At 64.8% G+C, this 16742-nt stretch carries 15 protein-coding genes; 12 read left to right on the top strand and 3 right to left on the bottom strand.

Going from position 1 to position 16742, the window contains the following annotated elements; translation table 11 throughout:
* Window positions 1-47: 47 nt before the first annotated feature.
* From ACAW63_RS00810 to yjiA, 4 genes are all read left to right on the top strand, one after another.
* Window positions 48-560: a DUF3015 domain-containing protein gene (locus ACAW63_RS00810; protein ID WP_371230988.1), complete on the top strand. Its 513-nt coding sequence runs from the start codon at window positions 48-50 to the stop codon at window positions 558-560.
* A gap of 185 nt (window positions 561-745) precedes the next feature.
* Complete coding sequence (locus ACAW63_RS00805) at window positions 746-2812, top strand: carbon starvation CstA family protein (RefSeq protein ID WP_371230986.1); 2067 nt, start codon at window positions 746-748, stop codon at window positions 2810-2812.
* 11 nt (window positions 2813-2823) lie between these two features.
* Window positions 2824-3027 (top strand): YbdD/YjiX family protein, encoded by a 204-nt coding sequence (locus ACAW63_RS00800; RefSeq protein WP_015478970.1) that lies wholly within the window; start codon window positions 2824-2826, stop codon window positions 3025-3027.
* Between the two features lie 77 nt (window positions 3028-3104).
* The gene (yjiA, locus tag ACAW63_RS00795; RefSeq protein WP_343577083.1) at window positions 3105-4103 is read left to right on the top strand and encodes a GTPase; all 999 of its coding nucleotides are present in this window, start codon (window positions 3105-3107) and stop codon (window positions 4101-4103) included.
* A gap of 212 nt (window positions 4104-4315) precedes the next feature.
* Here the strand turns inward: yjiA and ACAW63_RS00790 are convergent, their stop codons facing one another.
* The gene (locus ACAW63_RS00790; protein WP_275608753.1) at window positions 4316-5002 is read right to left on the bottom strand and encodes a GntR family transcriptional regulator; all 687 of its coding nucleotides are present in this window, start codon (window positions 5000-5002) and stop codon (window positions 4316-4318) included.
* 140 nt (window positions 5003-5142) lie between these two features.
* Here ACAW63_RS00790 and ACAW63_RS00785 point away from each other — a divergent pair, with 140 nt between their 5' ends.
* From ACAW63_RS00785 to cysC, 8 genes are all read left to right on the top strand, one after another.
* On the top strand, window positions 5143-6213 hold the full coding sequence (locus tag ACAW63_RS00785) for an ABC transporter ATP-binding protein (RefSeq protein WP_371230983.1): 1071 nt from the start codon (window positions 5143-5145) through the stop codon (window positions 6211-6213).
* A 2-nt stretch (window positions 6214-6215) separates the two neighbouring features.
* Window positions 6216-7127, top strand: coding sequence for an ABC transporter permease (locus ACAW63_RS00780; protein ID WP_370600093.1), 912 nt, complete (start codon window positions 6216-6218; stop codon window positions 7125-7127).
* Entirely contained in the window at window positions 7124-7915 is a 792-nt protein-coding gene (locus ACAW63_RS00775) for an ABC transporter permease (RefSeq protein ID WP_275608751.1), read from the top strand. The genes ACAW63_RS00780 and ACAW63_RS00775 overlap by 4 nt, the downstream gene beginning before the upstream one ends.
* A 38-nt stretch (window positions 7916-7953) precedes the next feature.
* Window positions 7954-9006: an extracellular solute-binding protein gene (locus tag ACAW63_RS00770; protein WP_331317480.1), complete on the top strand. Its 1053-nt coding sequence runs from the start codon at window positions 7954-7956 to the stop codon at window positions 9004-9006.
* A gap of 216 nt (window positions 9007-9222) precedes the next feature.
* The gene (locus ACAW63_RS00765) at window positions 9223-10422 is read left to right on the top strand and encodes an amidohydrolase family protein (RefSeq protein WP_371230982.1); all 1200 of its coding nucleotides are present in this window, start codon (window positions 9223-9225) and stop codon (window positions 10420-10422) included.
* The gene (locus tag ACAW63_RS00760) at window positions 10419-11918 is read left to right on the top strand and encodes an amidohydrolase family protein (RefSeq protein WP_370600091.1); all 1500 of its coding nucleotides are present in this window, start codon (window positions 10419-10421) and stop codon (window positions 11916-11918) included. The genes ACAW63_RS00765 and ACAW63_RS00760 overlap by 4 nt, the downstream gene beginning before the upstream one ends.
* 11 nt (window positions 11919-11929) lie before the next feature.
* The gene (locus ACAW63_RS00755) at window positions 11930-12601 is read left to right on the top strand and encodes a flavin reductase family protein (RefSeq protein ID WP_371230979.1); all 672 of its coding nucleotides are present in this window, start codon (window positions 11930-11932) and stop codon (window positions 12599-12601) included.
* Between the two features lie 178 nt (window positions 12602-12779).
* A complete protein-coding gene (gene cysC / locus ACAW63_RS00750) occupies window positions 12780-13370 on the top strand; it encodes an adenylyl-sulfate kinase (protein ID WP_371230977.1) in 591 nt (196 codons plus the stop codon).
* Window positions 13371-13437: 67 nt separating this feature from the next.
* On the opposite strand, the gene ACAW63_RS00745 is transcribed toward cysC, so the two are convergent.
* Window positions 13438-14922, bottom strand: a complete 1485-nt coding sequence (locus ACAW63_RS00745; RefSeq protein ID WP_275608746.1) for an APC family permease — start codon at window positions 14920-14922, stop codon at window positions 13438-13440.
* A gap of 117 nt (window positions 14923-15039) precedes the next feature.
* Window positions 15040-16533 carry an aldehyde dehydrogenase gene (locus tag ACAW63_RS00740; protein ID WP_371230976.1) on the bottom strand — a complete coding sequence of 498 codons (1494 nt, stop codon included), beginning with the start codon at window positions 16531-16533 and terminating at the stop codon, window positions 15040-15042.
* Window positions 16534-16742 lie beyond the last annotated feature (209 nt).

The raw sequence follows: 16742 nt of genomic DNA, 5'->3' as shown, positions 1-16742 counted from the left end.
CAAAGCTCCATGGGCGTCAATCCAACACCAATTGTGGAGTGCAGAACATGGATAAGAAGTTCGTATGCAAGGGGATCATTCTCGGGGTGCTGAGCGCCGCCAGCCTGGCAGCACTGGCCGATGAGGCCGGACAAAGCGGTCATGGCTGCGGCTGGGGCAACATGGTCTTCGAAGGTCAGCGCGGCCTGCTCCCGCACCTGCTGGCCACCACCACCAACGGCACCTCGGGCAATGCCACCTTCGGCCTGACCTCCGGCACCAACGGTTGCGATGCCAATCAGCGCATCGGCTACGGCGGCCGCTCGATCTTCGCCATGAACGGCATGCTCGACAATATCGCCGAGAACATGGCCCAGGGCCACGGCGAGGCTCTGGACGCCTATGCGGTGCTGCTCGGCATTCCCACCGAGGATCGCGCGCACTTCGCCAAGGTTACCCAGCAGCACTTCGGGGAAATCTTCACCTCCCAGAACGCCACCGGCGAACAGGTGCTGAACAACACCCTGGCGGTGATGAGCCGCGACCAGGTGCTGTCGCGCTACGCCAAGCAGCCGGCCTGATCTGCGTTCGACCCGAAAGCCCGCCACCCGGCGGGCTTTTCATTTGCCTGGCGCGCCGCCGGGCGGTATTTGACTTCAGGCAATAAGCGCCTAACCGCTCTAGACTAAGGTCGTATGAATGGGTCGCTGGAAAAGACTAGAATTTTTCTGCGAATTCTCGCCTTCAAACTGTCGGAAGCCTCGCTATGAACAATAACAACAACCTGCTACGTCACCTCGGATGGCTGGTGGTGGCGATAGTCGGTGCCTTTGCCTTGGGAGTCGTGGCGTTGCGCCGCGGCGAAGCCATCAACGCACTATGGATCGTCGTCGCAGCGGTCTCCATCTATCTGGTCGCCTACCGCTATTACAGCCTGTTCATCGCCACCAAGGTGATGCAGCTGGACCCCAACCGGGCGACCCCCGCGGTCCTCAACAACGACGGCCTGGACTACGTCCCGACCAACAAGCACATCCTCTTCGGTCACCACTTCGCCGCCATCGCCGGCGCCGGTCCGCTGGTCGGCCCGGTACTCGCCGCACAGATGGGCTACCTGCCCGGCACGCTCTGGCTGATCGCCGGCGTGGTGCTGGCTGGCGCCGTGCAGGACTTCATGGTGCTGTTCATCTCCAGCCGCCGTAACGGTCGCTCGCTGGGTGAACTGGTGCGCGAGGAAATGGGGCAGGTGGCGGGGACCATCGCTCTGTTCGGCGCGTTCCTGATCATGATCATCATCCTCGCGGTGCTCGCCCTGATCGTGGTGAAGGCCCTGGCCGAAAGCCCGTGGGGCATGTTCACCGTGCTGGCGACCATCCCGATCGCGATCCTCATGGGCGTGTACATGCGCTACATCCGCCCGGGCCGCATCGGCGAGATTTCCGTGGTCGGCGTGGCCCTGCTGCTGGGCTCCATCTGGCTCGGCGGCCAGGTTGCCGCCAGTCCCGAGTGGGCACCGGTCTTCACCTTCCACGGCGTGCAGATCGTCTGGATGCTGATCGCCTACGGCGCCATCGCCTCGGTACTGCCGGTGTGGCTGCTGCTGGCGCCGCGTGACTACCTGTCGACCTTCCTGAAGATCGGCACCATCGTCGCGCTGGCCATCGGCATCCTGATCGTCTCGCCGGAGCTGAAGATGCCGGCCCTGACCCAGTTCACCGACGGCACCGGCCCGGTGTGGAAGGGCGGCCTGTTCCCGTTCCTGTTCATCACCATCGCCTGTGGCGCCGTGTCCGGCTTCCACGCGCTGATCTCCTCGGGCACCACGCCCAAGCTGCTCAACCGCGAGCCCGATGCCCGCTACATCGGCTACGGCGGCATGCTGATGGAGTCCTTCGTGGCCATCATGGCGATGGTCGCTGCCTCGGTGATCGAGCCGGGCATCTACTTCGCCATGAACAGCCCGCCGGCCGTGGTCGGCGCCGACGTCAACGCCGTGGCGGCCACCGTCAGCAGCTGGGGCTTCGCCATCACGCCGGACGTACTGGCCCAGACCGCCAAGGACATCGGCGAGACCACCATCCTGGCCCGCGCCGGTGGCGCGCCGACCCTCGCCGTGGGTATCGCGCACATCCTTCACCAGGTGCTGCCGGGTGAGAACACCATGGCCTTCTGGTATCACTTCGCGATCCTGTTCGAGGCGCTGTTCATCCTTACCGCCGTGGACGCCGGTACCCGTGCCGGCCGCTTCATGCTGCAGGACCTGCTGGGCAACTTCGTTCCGGCGCTGAAGAAGACCGATTCCTGGGGCGCCAACATCGTCGGCACCGGCGGCTGCGTCGCGCTGTGGGGCTGGCTGCTGTACCAGGGCGTGGTCGATCCGCTGGGCGGTATCAATACCCTCTGGCCGCTGTTCGGCATCTCCAACCAGATGCTTGCCGGTATCGCGCTGATGCTCGCCACCGTCGTGCTGATCAAGATGAAGCGCCAGCAGTATGTCTGGGTGACCGCCTTCCCGGCTGCCTGGCTGCTGATCTGCACCAGCACCGCCGGCCTGATCAAGATCTTCGACAGCAACCCGGCCGTCGGCTTCGTCGCTCTGGGCAAGAAGTACGCCGCGGGCCTGGACGCCGGGCAGATCATCGCCCCGGCCAAGGACATCGGCCAGATGCAGGCGGTGATGATGAACGCCTACATCAACGCCGGTCTCACCGTGCTGTTCCTGCTGGTGGTGTTCAGCGTGCTGGTGTACTCCATCAAGGTCGGCGCCAGCGCCTGGACCAAGAAGGAGCGCACCGACAAGGAAGCGCCGTTCCAGCCGATTCCGGACGCGTGAGGAAGTAGAGCATGTTCAACGACCTCAGCCGCATGGGTAAGTATCTCGGGCAGGCCGCGCGCATGCTGGTCGGCATGCCCGATTACGACACCTACGTTCAGCACATGCAGAACAAGCACCCGGACAAGACTCCGATGACCTACGAGGAGTTCTTCCGCGAGCGCCAGGAGGCGCGCTACGGTGGCGGCAAGGGTAGGCCGATCCGCTGCTGCTAACGACGCGGATAGGTGTATAACGGACGGGCCGCGAGCGATCGCGGCCCGTTTTCATTTCTGATTGCCTGGATGTTCCCATGACCGATTCCGCAAGCACGCCGCAGATTCCGGTGACCGTCCTCACCGGCTTCCTCGGGGCGGGCAAGACCACCCTGCTCAAGCACATCCTCAAGGCCGAGCATGGCCTGAAGATCGCCGTGATCGAGAACGAATTCAGCGACACGCCCATCGACGCTCAGTTGCTCGGCGACGATGCGGTGCAGGTGACGACGCTGTCCAACGGCTGTGTCTGCTGCACCATCAATAGCGACCTCGAGCGTGCGCTCTACGTCCTGCTGGAGCGCCGCGACAACGGTGAGCTGGACTTCGACCGCGTGGTGATCGAGTGCACGGGGCTCGCCGACCCGGCGCCGGTGGCACAGACCTTCTTCGTCGACGAAACGCTGCGCGAGCGCTACCTGCTCGACGGCATCATCACCCTGGTGGACGCTGCCAACGCCGATCGCCACCTGCAGGAAGCCATCGCCCAGGCCCAGGTCGGTTTCGGCGACCGCATCCTGGTGAGCAAGCGCGACCTGGTTTCGCCCGAGCAATACGAGGCCCTGGTGGAGCGCCTGCAGCGCATCAATCGTCGCGCCGAAATCCATCCGGTGGAGCATGGCGCCATCGAGCTGGAGCGCCTGCTCGACGTGCGCGGCTTCAACCTCAACGGCGACGTGGGCCTGCGCCCGCTGCTGCGCCCCGTGCGCCCGGCGGCGGACACCACCGACCGCATCACCACCCTGGTACTGCGCAGCGAGCGCGCGCTGGACATCGAGCGCCTGAGCGTCTTCATGGATGACCTGCTGCAATGGCACGGCAACTCGCTGTTGCGCTACAAGGGCGTGCTGAACATTGCCGATGAGGCGCGCCGCCTGGTGTTCCAGGGTGTGCTGCGGCTCTATGGCTTCGATTGGGACACCGAATGGAAGAGCGACGAGAAGCGCGAGAGCGTGATCGTCTTCATCGGTGACAACCTGCCGGAAGAGCAGATCCGCCAGGGATTCGAAGCCATCACGGGCGGACCTGCCGCCTGAATTAAAACGCCCGGCCAGTGCCGGGCGTTTTTAAGCTCTTCGTAGGAGCGAGCTTGCTCGCGAACAAGGGCTGTCCAACTGACGCTGAAGGTCAGAGTCGCCCCGATAGCTCCCTCTCCCTTCAGGGATAGGGGACTGTACGGAGCAGGCGCCCACGATGTCGTTAGTCGGGAGCTGCGGTTCGCGAGCAAGCTCGCTCCTACAGAAAATCTTCAGCCACCAATCAGATGCTTGAGCGGATGGTAATCCGCCTTCAGGTTCCCCGCCGCCTTGAGGATGGCCTGCTCGATGGCGTTCAGGTGCATGCAGGTCAGTTCGATGGCCGCCGCCTGGTTGCCCGCCTCGATGTACTCGATCAGCCGCAGGTGCTCGTTGCCCCGGCAGGTTTCGTGGTGCTCGTCATCCAGGGTGGTCGCGTAGAGCGAGGCGCGTTCGATCAGCTTGCGGAAGAAGTCCAGCAGCACCGGATTGTTCAGCGCCGCCGCGAGCTTCAAGTGGAACTCGCCGAGCAGGTGGACGAATTGCGCGTGGTCATGGTCGTGGGCCGCGTCCTCCAGCGCCACGTGGTCGCGCAGGTCCTGGATGATAGCGCTGTCCGCGCGGCGGCAGAGTTCGCTGACAATGCCGATCTCGATCAGTCGCCGGGTTTCGAACAGCGAGCGGATCTCCTCGTCGCTGGGTAGTGACACCCATGCCCCCTTGTTGAGCGCGCTGGACACCAGCCCATCCGCTTCCAGATGTTTCAGCGCCGCGCGCACCGAAGTGCGGCTGACCTTGAACAATTCCGCCAGCGCCGCTTCGCCCAGCTTCATGCCCGGGCGCAGGCTGCGCTTGCTGATTGCCTCGTAAACCCCTTGGTAGACGCGTTCCACCGTGGACTCGGGGTGCTTCTCCGTCATGAGCGACTCCACCTCTTGCTTGACCCTGGAAAGGATGCCGCAAAACCGTCCGTGCAAAACCAGTTGCAGAAGAAAAATACATCAGCTATTTCTAAGTTGCATTCAAATATTGCATACAAAAACAAGAGGAATGCACCAAAATGAATCACTCGTCGTCAGTCGAGGTCCGTCGGGTCAGCAAACGCTACACCGATGATCCGAACGTCGCCCCCGCCCTCAACGAGGTCTCGGTCGATATTGCCCATAACGAGTTCTTTACCCTGCTGGGGCCGTCCGGCTGCGGCAAGACCACGCTGCTGCGCAGCATCGCCGGTTTCGAGAACGTCACCTCCGGCGACATCCTCGTCGGTGGCGAGCGGGTCAACGACCTGCCGCCCTACCGCCGCCGCATCAACACCGTGTTCCAGAGCTACGCGTTGTTCCCGCACATGTCGGTGAGCGAGAACATCGCTTTCGGCCTGGAAATGCAAGGCCTGGCTCGCGGCGAGATCCCCGGCCGGGTGAAGGAAATGCTGGCGCTGGTGCAGATGGAGCACCTGGCACGGCGCAAGCCGGCGGAGCTCTCCGGCGGCCAGCAGCAGCGCGTGGCCCTGGCCCGTGCGCTGGCGCCCAAGCCCTCGGTGCTGCTGCTGGACGAACCGCTGTCTGCGCTGGACCTGAAGCTGCGCAAGGAGATGCAGGTCGAGCTCAAGCGCGTGCAGGAAGAGGCGGGCATCACCTTCATCTTCGTCACCCACGACCAGGAAGAAGCGCTGACCCTGTCGGACCGCATCGCCGTGATGTCCCACGGCAACATCATGCAGATCGGCACACCCAACGAAATCTACGAGCGCCCGCGGCATCGCTTCGTCGCGCAATTCATCGGCGACATCAACTTCCTCCCCGGGCAGATGCGCCAGGGCGCCTTCCACCCCAACGCCATGCCGGCGGAGATCCACTGCCAGGTGCCTGAGGGCCTGGACCAGAACAGCGTGCAACTGGCGTTTCGCCCGGAGCGCTCGAAGCTGGTCGACCCCTCGCAGCCGCACCACCTGCGCGCGGTGATCGAGACGGTGATGTATGTCGGCACCGCCACGCTGTACCGCTGCCGTCTGCCCGATGCTTCGCAGATCACCCTGCGCGAGAGCAATGAAGGCGGGCGCGCCCGTGACGTCGGCGAGGCCGTGGCGGTGCACCTGCCGCCCCAGGCCTGCCTGCTGATGGAGGCCTGAGCATGACGGAGTCGCCCACCACCCGCCGCCTGTTGCTGCTCAGCCCCGTGGCGCTGACGCTGCTCGGGCTGATCGCCATTCCGCTGGCGATCATGGGCTACATCAGCCTGCTGCCGCGCAACCTCTACGGCGGCGTCGACTGGCACGCCGACTGGCAGATCCAGAGCTACGTGCAACTGTTCTTCCAGGAAGACTTCGACGGCAACCTGGAGCTCAACTGGGTCTACGCCCAGGCGCTGCTGCGCTCGCTGTTCCAGGCCGGCGGCACCACGCTGCTGTGCTTCCTGTTCGGCTTCCCGGTGGCGCTGTGGATGACCAGCCTCAGCGAGCGCTCGCGCAACCTCATGGTGCTGCTGATCACCATCCCGTTCTGGACCAACCTGCTGATCCGCAACTACGCCTGGCTGATCATCCTGCGCGAGCACGGCTGGATCGCCCAGACGCTCAATGCACTGTTCCCCCAGGCCGGCGGCATCACCCTGCTGTACAACGACTTCGCGGTCTGCGTGGGGCTGGTCTACAGCTTCCTGCCGTTCATGATCCTGCCGATCTACTCGACCCTGGAGAAGCTCGACTGGCGTCTGGTCGAGGCCGCCTACGACCTCGGCGCGAACCGCTGGAAGGCGTTGCGTCGGGTGATCCTGCCGCTGTCCATGCCCGGCGTGATCGCCGGCTCCCTGCTGGTGTTCGTACCGAGCCTGGGCGCCTTCATCACCCCCGCCATCCTCGGTGGTGGCAAGACGCTGATGATCGGCAACCTGATCCAGCAACAGTTCGGCACCGCGCGCAACTGGCCGCTGGGTGGCTCGCTGTCGTTCCTGCTGCTGGCGATCATGCTGCTCGCGCTGATCGCGTTCGCCCTGTATAGCCGCCGCGCAGCCAAGGCCGTTCACCTGGGAGGAGCCAGCGCATGATCGCCCAGCACCTGAAGAAACTGCCCGGCACCCGCGAGACCAGCCTGCTGGTGCTGGCCTACCTGTACCTGCCGATCTTCGTGTTGATCGCCTACAGCTTCAACGCCAACCGTTCTGCCACGGTGTGGACCGAATTTTCCTTCGCCTGGTACGGCAAGATCGTCGCCAACCCCTCGATCCAGGCCGCCGCATTCAACTCGCTGGTGGTCGCCGGTTTCGCTACCGTGCTGTCCACCGCGATCGCCCTGGCGGCGGCGCTGGCGACCTCGCGGCCATTCTACGGACGTCGGGTGGTGGAGGGCGGGATCAACCTGCCGCTGATCCTGCCGGAGATCGTCATCGCTGTGGCCACGCTGCTGCTGTTCATGTCGCTGGGGATCAAGCTGGGCCTGATGACGGTGATCGTCGCCCATGTCGGCTTCTGCATTCCCTTCGCCTACCTGCCGATCCGCGCGCGCCTGAACGACCTGGACAAGAGCCTGCTGGAAGCCGCCGGTGACCTCTACGCGAGCCCCTACCAGGTGTTCCGCCGGGTGACCCTGCCGCTGCTGTGGCCGGCGGTGCTGTCCGGCGCGGTGCTGGCGTTCGTGGTCAGCCTCGACGACTTCATCATGACCTTCTTCGTCGCCGGGCCCGGTTCGACGACGCTGCCGGTCTACATCTTCTCGGCCATCAAGGCCGGGGTTACACCCGAGATCAATGCGATCTCGACCCTCATGCTGGTGATTTCCATCGTCCTCGTGGTGCTGTCGTACTGGCTTGGCCAGCGCGGCAAACCGGACGCCTGATCAAGACTGCCGACCTTTCGCTCTTTCTGGAGAAAACGATGAAGTTGAATGCCCTGCGTCACGGCCTTGCCGGTTTGTCCCTCACTCTGCTGGCCGCCGGTGTCGCCCAGGCCGAGGAGCCCAAGCAGCTGTTCTTCTACAACTGGACCGACTACTACCCGGTGGAGCTGTTGGCCAAGTTCGAGAAGGAGACCGGTATCAAGGTCACCATGGACGGCTACGACAGCAACGAAACCCTGCTGGCCAAGCTGCAGGCCGGCGGCGCCGCGTACGACGTGATCGTGCCGTCGCACTCGATCATGCAGACGCTGATCAAGCAGAACCTGCTGCTGGAAATCGACACGCCAAAACTCGCCAACTTCCAGTACGTGAAGCCGGCCTTCCGCGACCCGGCCTTCGACCCGGGCCGCAAGTATTCGGCGCCCTACCTGTGGGGCTCCACCGGCTTCTCCTACGACAGCGCGCGAGTGCCGGGCGGCAAGCTGGATGACTCGTGGAAGGAATTCTTCGAGCCGCGTCCGGAGCTGCAAGGCCAGGTCGCCGCGCTGGATACCCCGAGCAGCCTGATCAACGCCGCCGCGCACTACCTGAACGTCGACGAGTGCACCGAGAGCCCGCAGGACGCCAAGAAAATCCTCGAGCTGCTGCAGAAGCAGAAGCCCTTCCTGAAGATGTACAGCTCGGACAATACCGTGGACCGCATGGCCTCCGGCGAGGTGGTGCTGATGCAGAACTGGAACGGCTCCACCGCCCGCGCCACCTTGCAGAAGAACACCATCAAGTACGTCTACCCGCGCGAGGGTGTGGCGTCCTTCCAGGACAACTTCGCCGTGCCGAAAAGCGCCCCGCACCCGGAGAACGCCAAGGTCTTCATCAACTGGATGATGAAACCGGAGAATGCCGCCGCGGTGACCAACGCCATCGCCTATTCCAACGGCATCGAGACCGACAAGCTGCTCGACGCCAAGTGGAAGGTGATGGACGCCATCAACATGCCGCCGGAGTACGCCGAGCGCCTGCGCCTGGAAAAGGAATGCAGCAACAAGTCCCGTGAGCTGCAGGATCGCATCTGGTCCAAGCTCAAGGGCTGATGTGTTGGCCGAGCCCGATTCAGGCTCGGAACTGCTCTTCGTAGGAGCGAGCTTGCTCGCGAACCGCTCAACGCCGGTGCTGAGCCGGACTCCGGTCGCGAGCAAGCTCGCTCCTACAGGTTTCCAGCAGGGCGAGCGCTTCATCCGCCGGCGAGTTCCTCGGCGGATAACCGCAAGCGGTTATTCGCCCTACGTTTTCACAAGATCGAGGTCCCCATGACCGACAGCTACTGGCTGCGCAACATCCGCCCGCTGGGCAACCCTGCGGAAGACTTTCTCATCCGTGACGGCCGCATCGCCGATCGCCGTCCCGCCAACAACGCCGTGCTGCAATCCGGCGATATCGACGGTGCCGGCCAGCTCCTGTTGCCGCCGCTGGTGGAAAGCCACTGCCACCTGGACAAGACGCTCTGGGGTCAACCCTGGCGCCCCAACAGCGCCGGCCCGACGCTCAAGGACTACATCGCCAACGAGCGCCGCGTGCTGCGCGAAATCGAAGCCCCCATCGCCGCCCGCGCCGGCGCGCTGCTGGAGCAGTGCATCGCCCGCGGCTCGCTGACCTTCCGCTGCCACGTCGACATCGACCCCGAGCTGGGCCTGCGCCACGTCGAAGCCATGATGGCGCTGCGCGAGAATTACGCCGACCTGATCGACATGGAATTCGTGGTCTTCCCGCAGACCGGCCTGGTCAGTCGCCCCGGCACCGCCGAGCTGATGCGCGAAGCCCTGCAGATGGGCGTGGAAAACGTCGGTGGCCTTGACCCTTGCGGCATCGACGACGACCCCATCGCCCAGCTCGACATCGTCTTCGGCCTCGCCGTGGAATTCGGCCGTGGCGTGGACATCCACCTGCACGACAAGGGCGAGCTGGGCCTCTGGCAGATCGCCCGCATCGCCGACTACACCGAGCGCCACGGTCTGCAGGGCAAGGTCATGATCAGCCATGCCTACTGCCTGGGCATGGCGCCCTGGGAGCGGGTCGAGCCGCTGGCCAGGCGACTCGCCACGCTGAGGATTTCCCTGATGAGTTCCGCGCCGGCCGATACTCCGGTGCCGCCGTTCCTCGCGCTGCGCGAGGCGGGCGTGAACCTGTGCCTGGGCAGCGACGGCATCCGCGATGCCTGGTCGCCCATGGGCAATGGCGACATGCTCGAACGCGCCATGCTGCTCGCCTTCCGCTTCGACCTGTGCAAGGACGACGACCTCGCCGCCGCCTTCGGCGCTGCCACCGCCAACGGTGCCCGCGCGCTGGGCCGTGAGCCGGCGCGTATCGAGATCGGTGCGGCGGCGGACTTCCTCCTGCTGCCGGTCGAGACCCTCGGCGAAGCCGTGGTCGCACGCCCGGCACAGCGCCAGGTGTTCAAGGCCGGCAAGCTGATTGCCGAGAACGGGAAACTTCTGGAGTCGCGCCTGTGAGTGCTCCGCGTATCGGCTTGAAAGCCAGCTTCGTCGTCGGCTTCGACGGTCGCCAGCATGTGCTCTGGCGCCACGGCGAAGTGGTGTTCGAGGGTGGAAAAATCGTCTTCGTCGGGCGCGGTTTCCCCGGCGAAGTCAGCCAGTGGATCGACTACGGCCACGCGCTGATCGGCCCCGGCTTCATCGACCTCGATGCCCTCGGTGACCTCGACTCCACGGTACTCACCCTGGACAACGGCGCCGAGTGGAACATGGGTCGCGTCTGGTCCGAAGACTACCTGCGCGCCGGGCCGACCGAGTGCTACAGCCCGGACGAGGAGCTGTTCAAGTACCGCTACGCCTTCACCCAGCTGATCCGCAACGGCATCACCACCGCCATGCCGATCACCTCCATGTACTACCGGCGCTGGGCCGAGCATTACGACGAATTCGCCGGGGTCGCCGCGCTCTCTGCCGAACTCGGCCTGCGCACCTACCTCGGCCCCTGCTACATGAGCGGCATGACCTATGCCCGCGCCGATGGCAGCCCCGCGCAGCATTGGGACGAGGCTGCCGGCCTCGCCGGTTTGCGCGAAGCCGAACGCTTCTTCCGCGACTTCGACGGCGCGCACAACGGACTGGTGCGTGGCGCGCTGTTGCCCGACCGCATCGAGACCTGCACGCCCGCGTTACTGGAACGCACCGCCGCCGTACAGCGCGAACTCAATGCGCCGCTGCGCCTGCATTGCTGCCAGTCGCGCTACGAAGTGGAACTGGTGCGCCGTCTGCGCGATACCTCGTCGCTGCAATGGCTGGACAGCTACGGCCTGCTCAACCCGCGCAGCGTGCTGCCCCACGGCATCCTGCACAGTGGCGAGCACGAACTGCAGCGCCTCGCCGACACGGGCGCGAGCCTGGTGCATTGCCCGGTGGTGTTCGCCCGTGAAGGCGACGCGCTGGACTCGTTCGGCCGTTACCGCGCACGGGGCATCAACCTCGCCATGGGTACCGACACTTTCCCGGCGGACATGTTCGACAACCTGCGCCAGGGCCTGAATATCGCGCGAGTGAAGGAGGGCGATGCCGAGCACACGCGCATGCTTGACCTGTACAACGCTGCGACTCTCGGCGGCGCCCAGGCATTGGGCCGCGACGACCTCGGCCGCCTGGCTCCGGGCGCTCGCGCGGACATCACCGTGTTCCGCCTCGGCGACTTCCACCAGGGGCCGTTCTTCGACCCGCTGAAAAACCTGTTCACCGCCGGTCGAGGTGACGACTGCATCGCCAGCTTCATCGACGGCCGCTGCGTGATGCAGGACCGCCAGGTGATCGGCGTCGATTACACCGACCTGCAACGCCGCGCCGATGCGCTGTTCCAGAAACAGATGCAGCACCACGCGGACCGCGCCTTCGGCAACCCGCCGTGGCGCACGCTGTTCCATTCCGCGATCCCCTTTGCCGACCCTTACAGCGCCGCCGCACCGCTGCTCGACGCGCCCGCACAGTCTGCCCACTGAAGGATCACCCCATGCTCAGCTTCGACTTCCAGCAGCTGTCCGCCCGCGAGAAATACAAGATCCTCATCGGCAGCGTGGTGCCCCGGCCCATCGCGCTGGTCACGACGATCGACCCGCAGGGTCGTGCCAACGCCGCGCCTTTCAGCTTCTTCAACGCGCTCTCTGCCGACCCGCCGATCCTCGCCCTGGGTGTGGAGAACTACAGCGACCTGAGCCCCAAGGACACCACGCTGAACATCCGCCACAACCAGGAGTTCACCGTGAACATCGTCTCCGATGCACTGGTGGAGGCGATGAACGTCTGCGCCGTGCCCTTCGAACCGGGCTTCGACGAGCTGGTGGCCGCCGGCCTCACCGCCATCCCCGGCACCCGCGTCGGCTGCCCGCGCATCGGCGAGGCGCCGGTGGCGCTGGAGTGCCGGCGGATGATGGCGCTGTCCATCGGCCAGTCGCGGGAAATCATCCTCGGTGAAGTGCTGATGGCCCACGTGCGCGACGACCTGATCGACCCGGCCACGCTGTACATCGACCAGCTCGGCCTCGACGCCATCGGGCGCATGGGGGGACATGGCTATTCGCGCACACGGGAGTATTTCGACCTGCCGACGCGTTCGCTCAAACAATGGACTGAGGAGCCGGGTGCCGGAGAGCGGCTCTGGGCGCGATCCGAAGAATTGGCCTGACTTGCCTTCCCTGATACTGCGGGCGATATCCGCAAGCGCGGACAACGTTTGCTCGGGTTTGCCGATCGTCTTTGGGCTGAAATTCAGAAGCTTCTGCCTGGAATCGCCGAGCCTTCTAATTGGAGCAACCGCGCGATATCGTCAGCTTTCCCCATTTTCCCGGGGAAAGCTGAGCGTCATGACAAAGGAGTCGAACAGCGACGTGCGCTGGCACGAACAGAAAGTGACCTCGCGGATGCGAGCCGAGGTGATGCGGCAGCGCGGCGCTTGCATCTGGTTTACCGGACTTTCCGGCGCGGGGAAGTCGACGCTGGCCAATGCGCTGGACCTGGCCCTGCATGCCGCCGGCAGGAAGACCTATCTGCTCGATGGCGACAACCTGCGCCACGGCCTCTGTCGGGACCTTGGCATGGGCGAGGCGAACCGGACGGAAAATATCCGCCGGGCAGGGGAAGTCGCCAGGCTCATGGCGGACGCAGGATTGATCGTGCTCTGCGCCTTCATCTCGCCTTATCGGCGCGACCGCCAGTGCCTGCGCGAACTGTTCGAGCCCGGGCGATTCGTCGAAGTCCACGTCGCCACGCCCTTAGCGCTTTGCGAACAGCGCGATCCCACGGGGCTCTATGAGAAGGCGCGCCAGGGGCTGATCCGCGACTTCACCGGTATCGATTCGCCCTATGAGCCACCGCTCGCACCGGACCTGATGATCGATACCAGCGTCGAGCCATTGGACATTTCCATCCAACGCCTGCTTGAGCGGTGTGCATGAAGGCCCAGGCTCGCCGCAATGAAAAACGCCCGGCATCTGCCGGGCGTTTTTCGTTTCGCTCAAGCGCTTATTGCTTGTGCAGCTTCCACGCATCCCCATGGGGTGCGGTGCCCTTGTCGTACGGGCGGAACAGCGTCATGTAGGCCAGGCCCAGCGCGATCACGATACCGCCCACCAGGATGATCCCGTAGTTCAGGTACCAGGGCGCATCGGGCGTGCGCGGCCAGGACATGTTGACGATGGCGAGGACGCCATAGATCTGGGCGGCGATGTTTACCGGCCAGCCCCATTTGCCCAGGGTGAAGGCACCGCTGGGCTTCCAGCCGCGTACGCGGGCGAACAGGGCGGCGCCGACGATCATCTGGAACGACAGGTAGATGCCGATGGCCGCGAAGCTCACCACCATGGCGATGGCGTTCTGCAGGTAGAAGCCGGCGCAGACGATCATGCTGGGGATCACCCCGCAGACGATCAGCGCGGCAGTCGGTACGTGGGTGTTGGGCGACAGGCGCTTGAGCAGGCCGCTACCCATTACCATCTCGTCGCGGGCGTAGGAGTACAGCAGACGACTGGCGGCGGCCTGCAGGCTGAGCACGCAGGAGACGAACGAGACGATGATCACCGCCATCACCAGGCGCGCACCGGTCACGCCGAAGGCGTTGTCGAGGATGGTGGTCATCGGGTCCTTGTCGGTGCCGGAGATCACGGCTTGCATGTCCGGTACCGCGAGGATCAGTGCCAGGGCCGCGAACATTGAGGCGCCGCCGCCGATCCAGATGGTCATGCGCATGGCCTTGGGGATGCGCCGACTGGGATTCGGGGTTTCCTCGGCGACGTCACCGCAGGCCTCGAAGCCGTAGTAGAGGAACATGCCCGCCAGCGAGGCGGTGAGGAAGGCCGGCCAGTAGTTGCCATCGATGCGGATGTCGAAGGTGTTGAACAGCACCGACAGCGGTTGGTGGCGCTCGAAGATCAGCAGGTAGCCGCCGATCACCAGCGCGCCGATCAGTTCGCAGAGGAAGCCGAACATGGCTACCCGGGCTAGCAGCTTGGTGCCGCTGAGGTTGAGCAGGGTGGCGATCAGGGTCAGTGCCAGCGCGACCATCGTGTTGGTGACCGGGCTGGATTCAAAGCCGAGCAGGGTGGCGATGTAGGGACCCGCACCCAGTGCCACGGCCGCAATGGTCACGCAAAGGGAGATCGAATAGATCCAGCCGACCATCCACGCCCAGCGCTTGCCCACCAGGCGTCGTGCCCAGGGATAGACGCCGCCGGAAATCGGGAACTGCGAAACCACTTCGCAGAAGATCAGGCACACCAGCATCTGGCCGATGCCCACCAGCAGGTAGGACCAGAACATCGGCGGGCCGCCGGCGGCCAGGCACAGGCCGAACAGGGTGTACACGCCGACCACCGGCGAGAGGTAGGTGAAGCCCAGGGCGAAGTTCTGCCACAGGGTCATGCTGCGTTCGAAATTGGAGGTGTATCCCAGCGCGCGGAGCTGCTCCGCGTCGCGGTCCAGGGCAATGCCTGGCTGGATCGGACTGTTCATCGTGGTTGTCCTGTTTGAGGTTTTCGCGTCGGCAGTGCAACGGAAAGCGTTGTTGTTATTGTTCGGCGCGCGGGTCGAGCCGCGCGCCGTCTTCCTTCAAACCTCAGGCCCTGGTCGTTACAGCTTGATCCAGGTGGCTTTCAGCTCGGTGTACTTGTCGAAGGCGTGCAGCGACTTGTCACGGCCGTTGCCCGACTGCTTGAAACCGCCGAAGGGCGCGGTCATGTCGCCGCCGTCGTACATGTTCACCCACACGCTCCCGGCGCGCAGGGCGCGGGCGGTGAGATGGGCCTTGGAGATGTCGCGGGTCCAGACCGCCGCTGCCAGCCCGTACGGGGTGTCGTTGGCGATGCGGATCGCTTCCTCGGCGTCTTCGAACTCGATGACCGAGAGCACCGGGCCGAAGATTTCCTCGCGGGCGATCTTCATCGCGTTGCTCACGCCGTCGAACAGGGTCGGCTCGACGTAGGTGCCGCCGGTTTCCTCCAGTACGCGCTTGCCGCCGGTGAGAATCTTCGCGCCTTCGTCCTGGCCGGCCTGGATGTAGCCCAGCACCTGCTCCAGCTGGCGGCCGTCCACCAGGGCGCCGACGTTGGTTTCCGGGTCCAGCGGGTGGCCGGCTTTCCAGCCTTTCAACGCCTCGACCACCAGCGGCACGAACTTCGCCTTGATCGACTTCTGCACCAGCAGGCGCGAGCCGGCGGTGCACACTTCGCCCTGGTTGAAGGCGATGGCGGCGGCGGCGGACTCGGCGGCGGCCTGCAGGTCCGGGGCGTCTTCGAAGACGATGTTCGGGCTCTTGCCTCCTGCTTCCAGCCAGACGCGCTTCATGTTCGATTCGCCGGCGTAGACCATCAGCTGCTTGGCGATCTTGGTGGAGCCGGTGAAGACCACGGTGTCCACATCCATGTGCAGGGATAGGGCCTTGCCGACGGTGTGGCCATAGCCCGGCAGCACGTTCAGCACCCCGGCCGGCAGGCCCGCGTCGATGGCCAGTTGGGCGATACGGATGGCGGTCAGCGGCGAGCGCTCCGATGGCTTGAGGATCACCGAGTTGCCGGTGGCTAGGGCCGGGCCGAGTTTCCAGGCGGCCATCATCAGCGGGAAGTTCCACGGCACGATGGCGGCGACCACGCCCACCGGCTCGCGGGTGACCAGGCCGAGCTGGTCATGGGAGGTGGCGGCTACTTCGTCGTAGACCTTGTCGATGGCCTCTCCACTCCAGCGCAGCGAGTCGGCGGCGCCCGGCAGGTCGACGTTAAGCGCATCGCCGATGGGCTTGCCCATGTCCAGGGTTTCCAGCAGCGCCAACTCCTCGGCGTGCTCTTCCAGCAGCTGGGCGAAGCGGATCATCACGGCCTTGCGGGCAGCCGGTGCTTCCCGCGACCAGACGCCGGAGTTGAAGGTGGTGCGGGCGCTCTGTACGGCGCGTTCGGCGTCAGCGGCATCGCAACTGGCGACCTTGGCCAGCAGGCGGCCGTCCACCGGGCTGATGCAATCGAAGGTCTCGCCGGAGGCGGCGGCAAGGTACTCGCCCTGGATGAAGGCGCGGCCCTCGATCTTCAGGGCCTTGGCGCGGGCTTCCCATTCGGCGCGTGTTGGCTGGCTCATGCGTATCGCTCCTCGTTCTTGCTGTTGTTGGCGGGGACGGCCGATAGGTCGTCTCTGGCTAATACATTTAAAACCATATCTTATGAATTGCCGGTTGCCAATACGGGGCGAAAAATGAGCGATTGAAAGGGGTTTTCGAGCGGAAATCTCTTGCTGTAAGCCCGTGAATCGATTTAAAAATATGGAGACATAGTTTTGCGCGAAGCCGC

Origin of the sequence: Pseudomonas sp. QE6, assembly GCF_041379005.1 — a bacterium.
Lineage (GTDB): Bacteria > Pseudomonadota > Gammaproteobacteria > Pseudomonadales > Pseudomonadaceae > Pseudomonas.
This window is presented reverse-complemented; position numbering and strand designations above follow the sequence as displayed.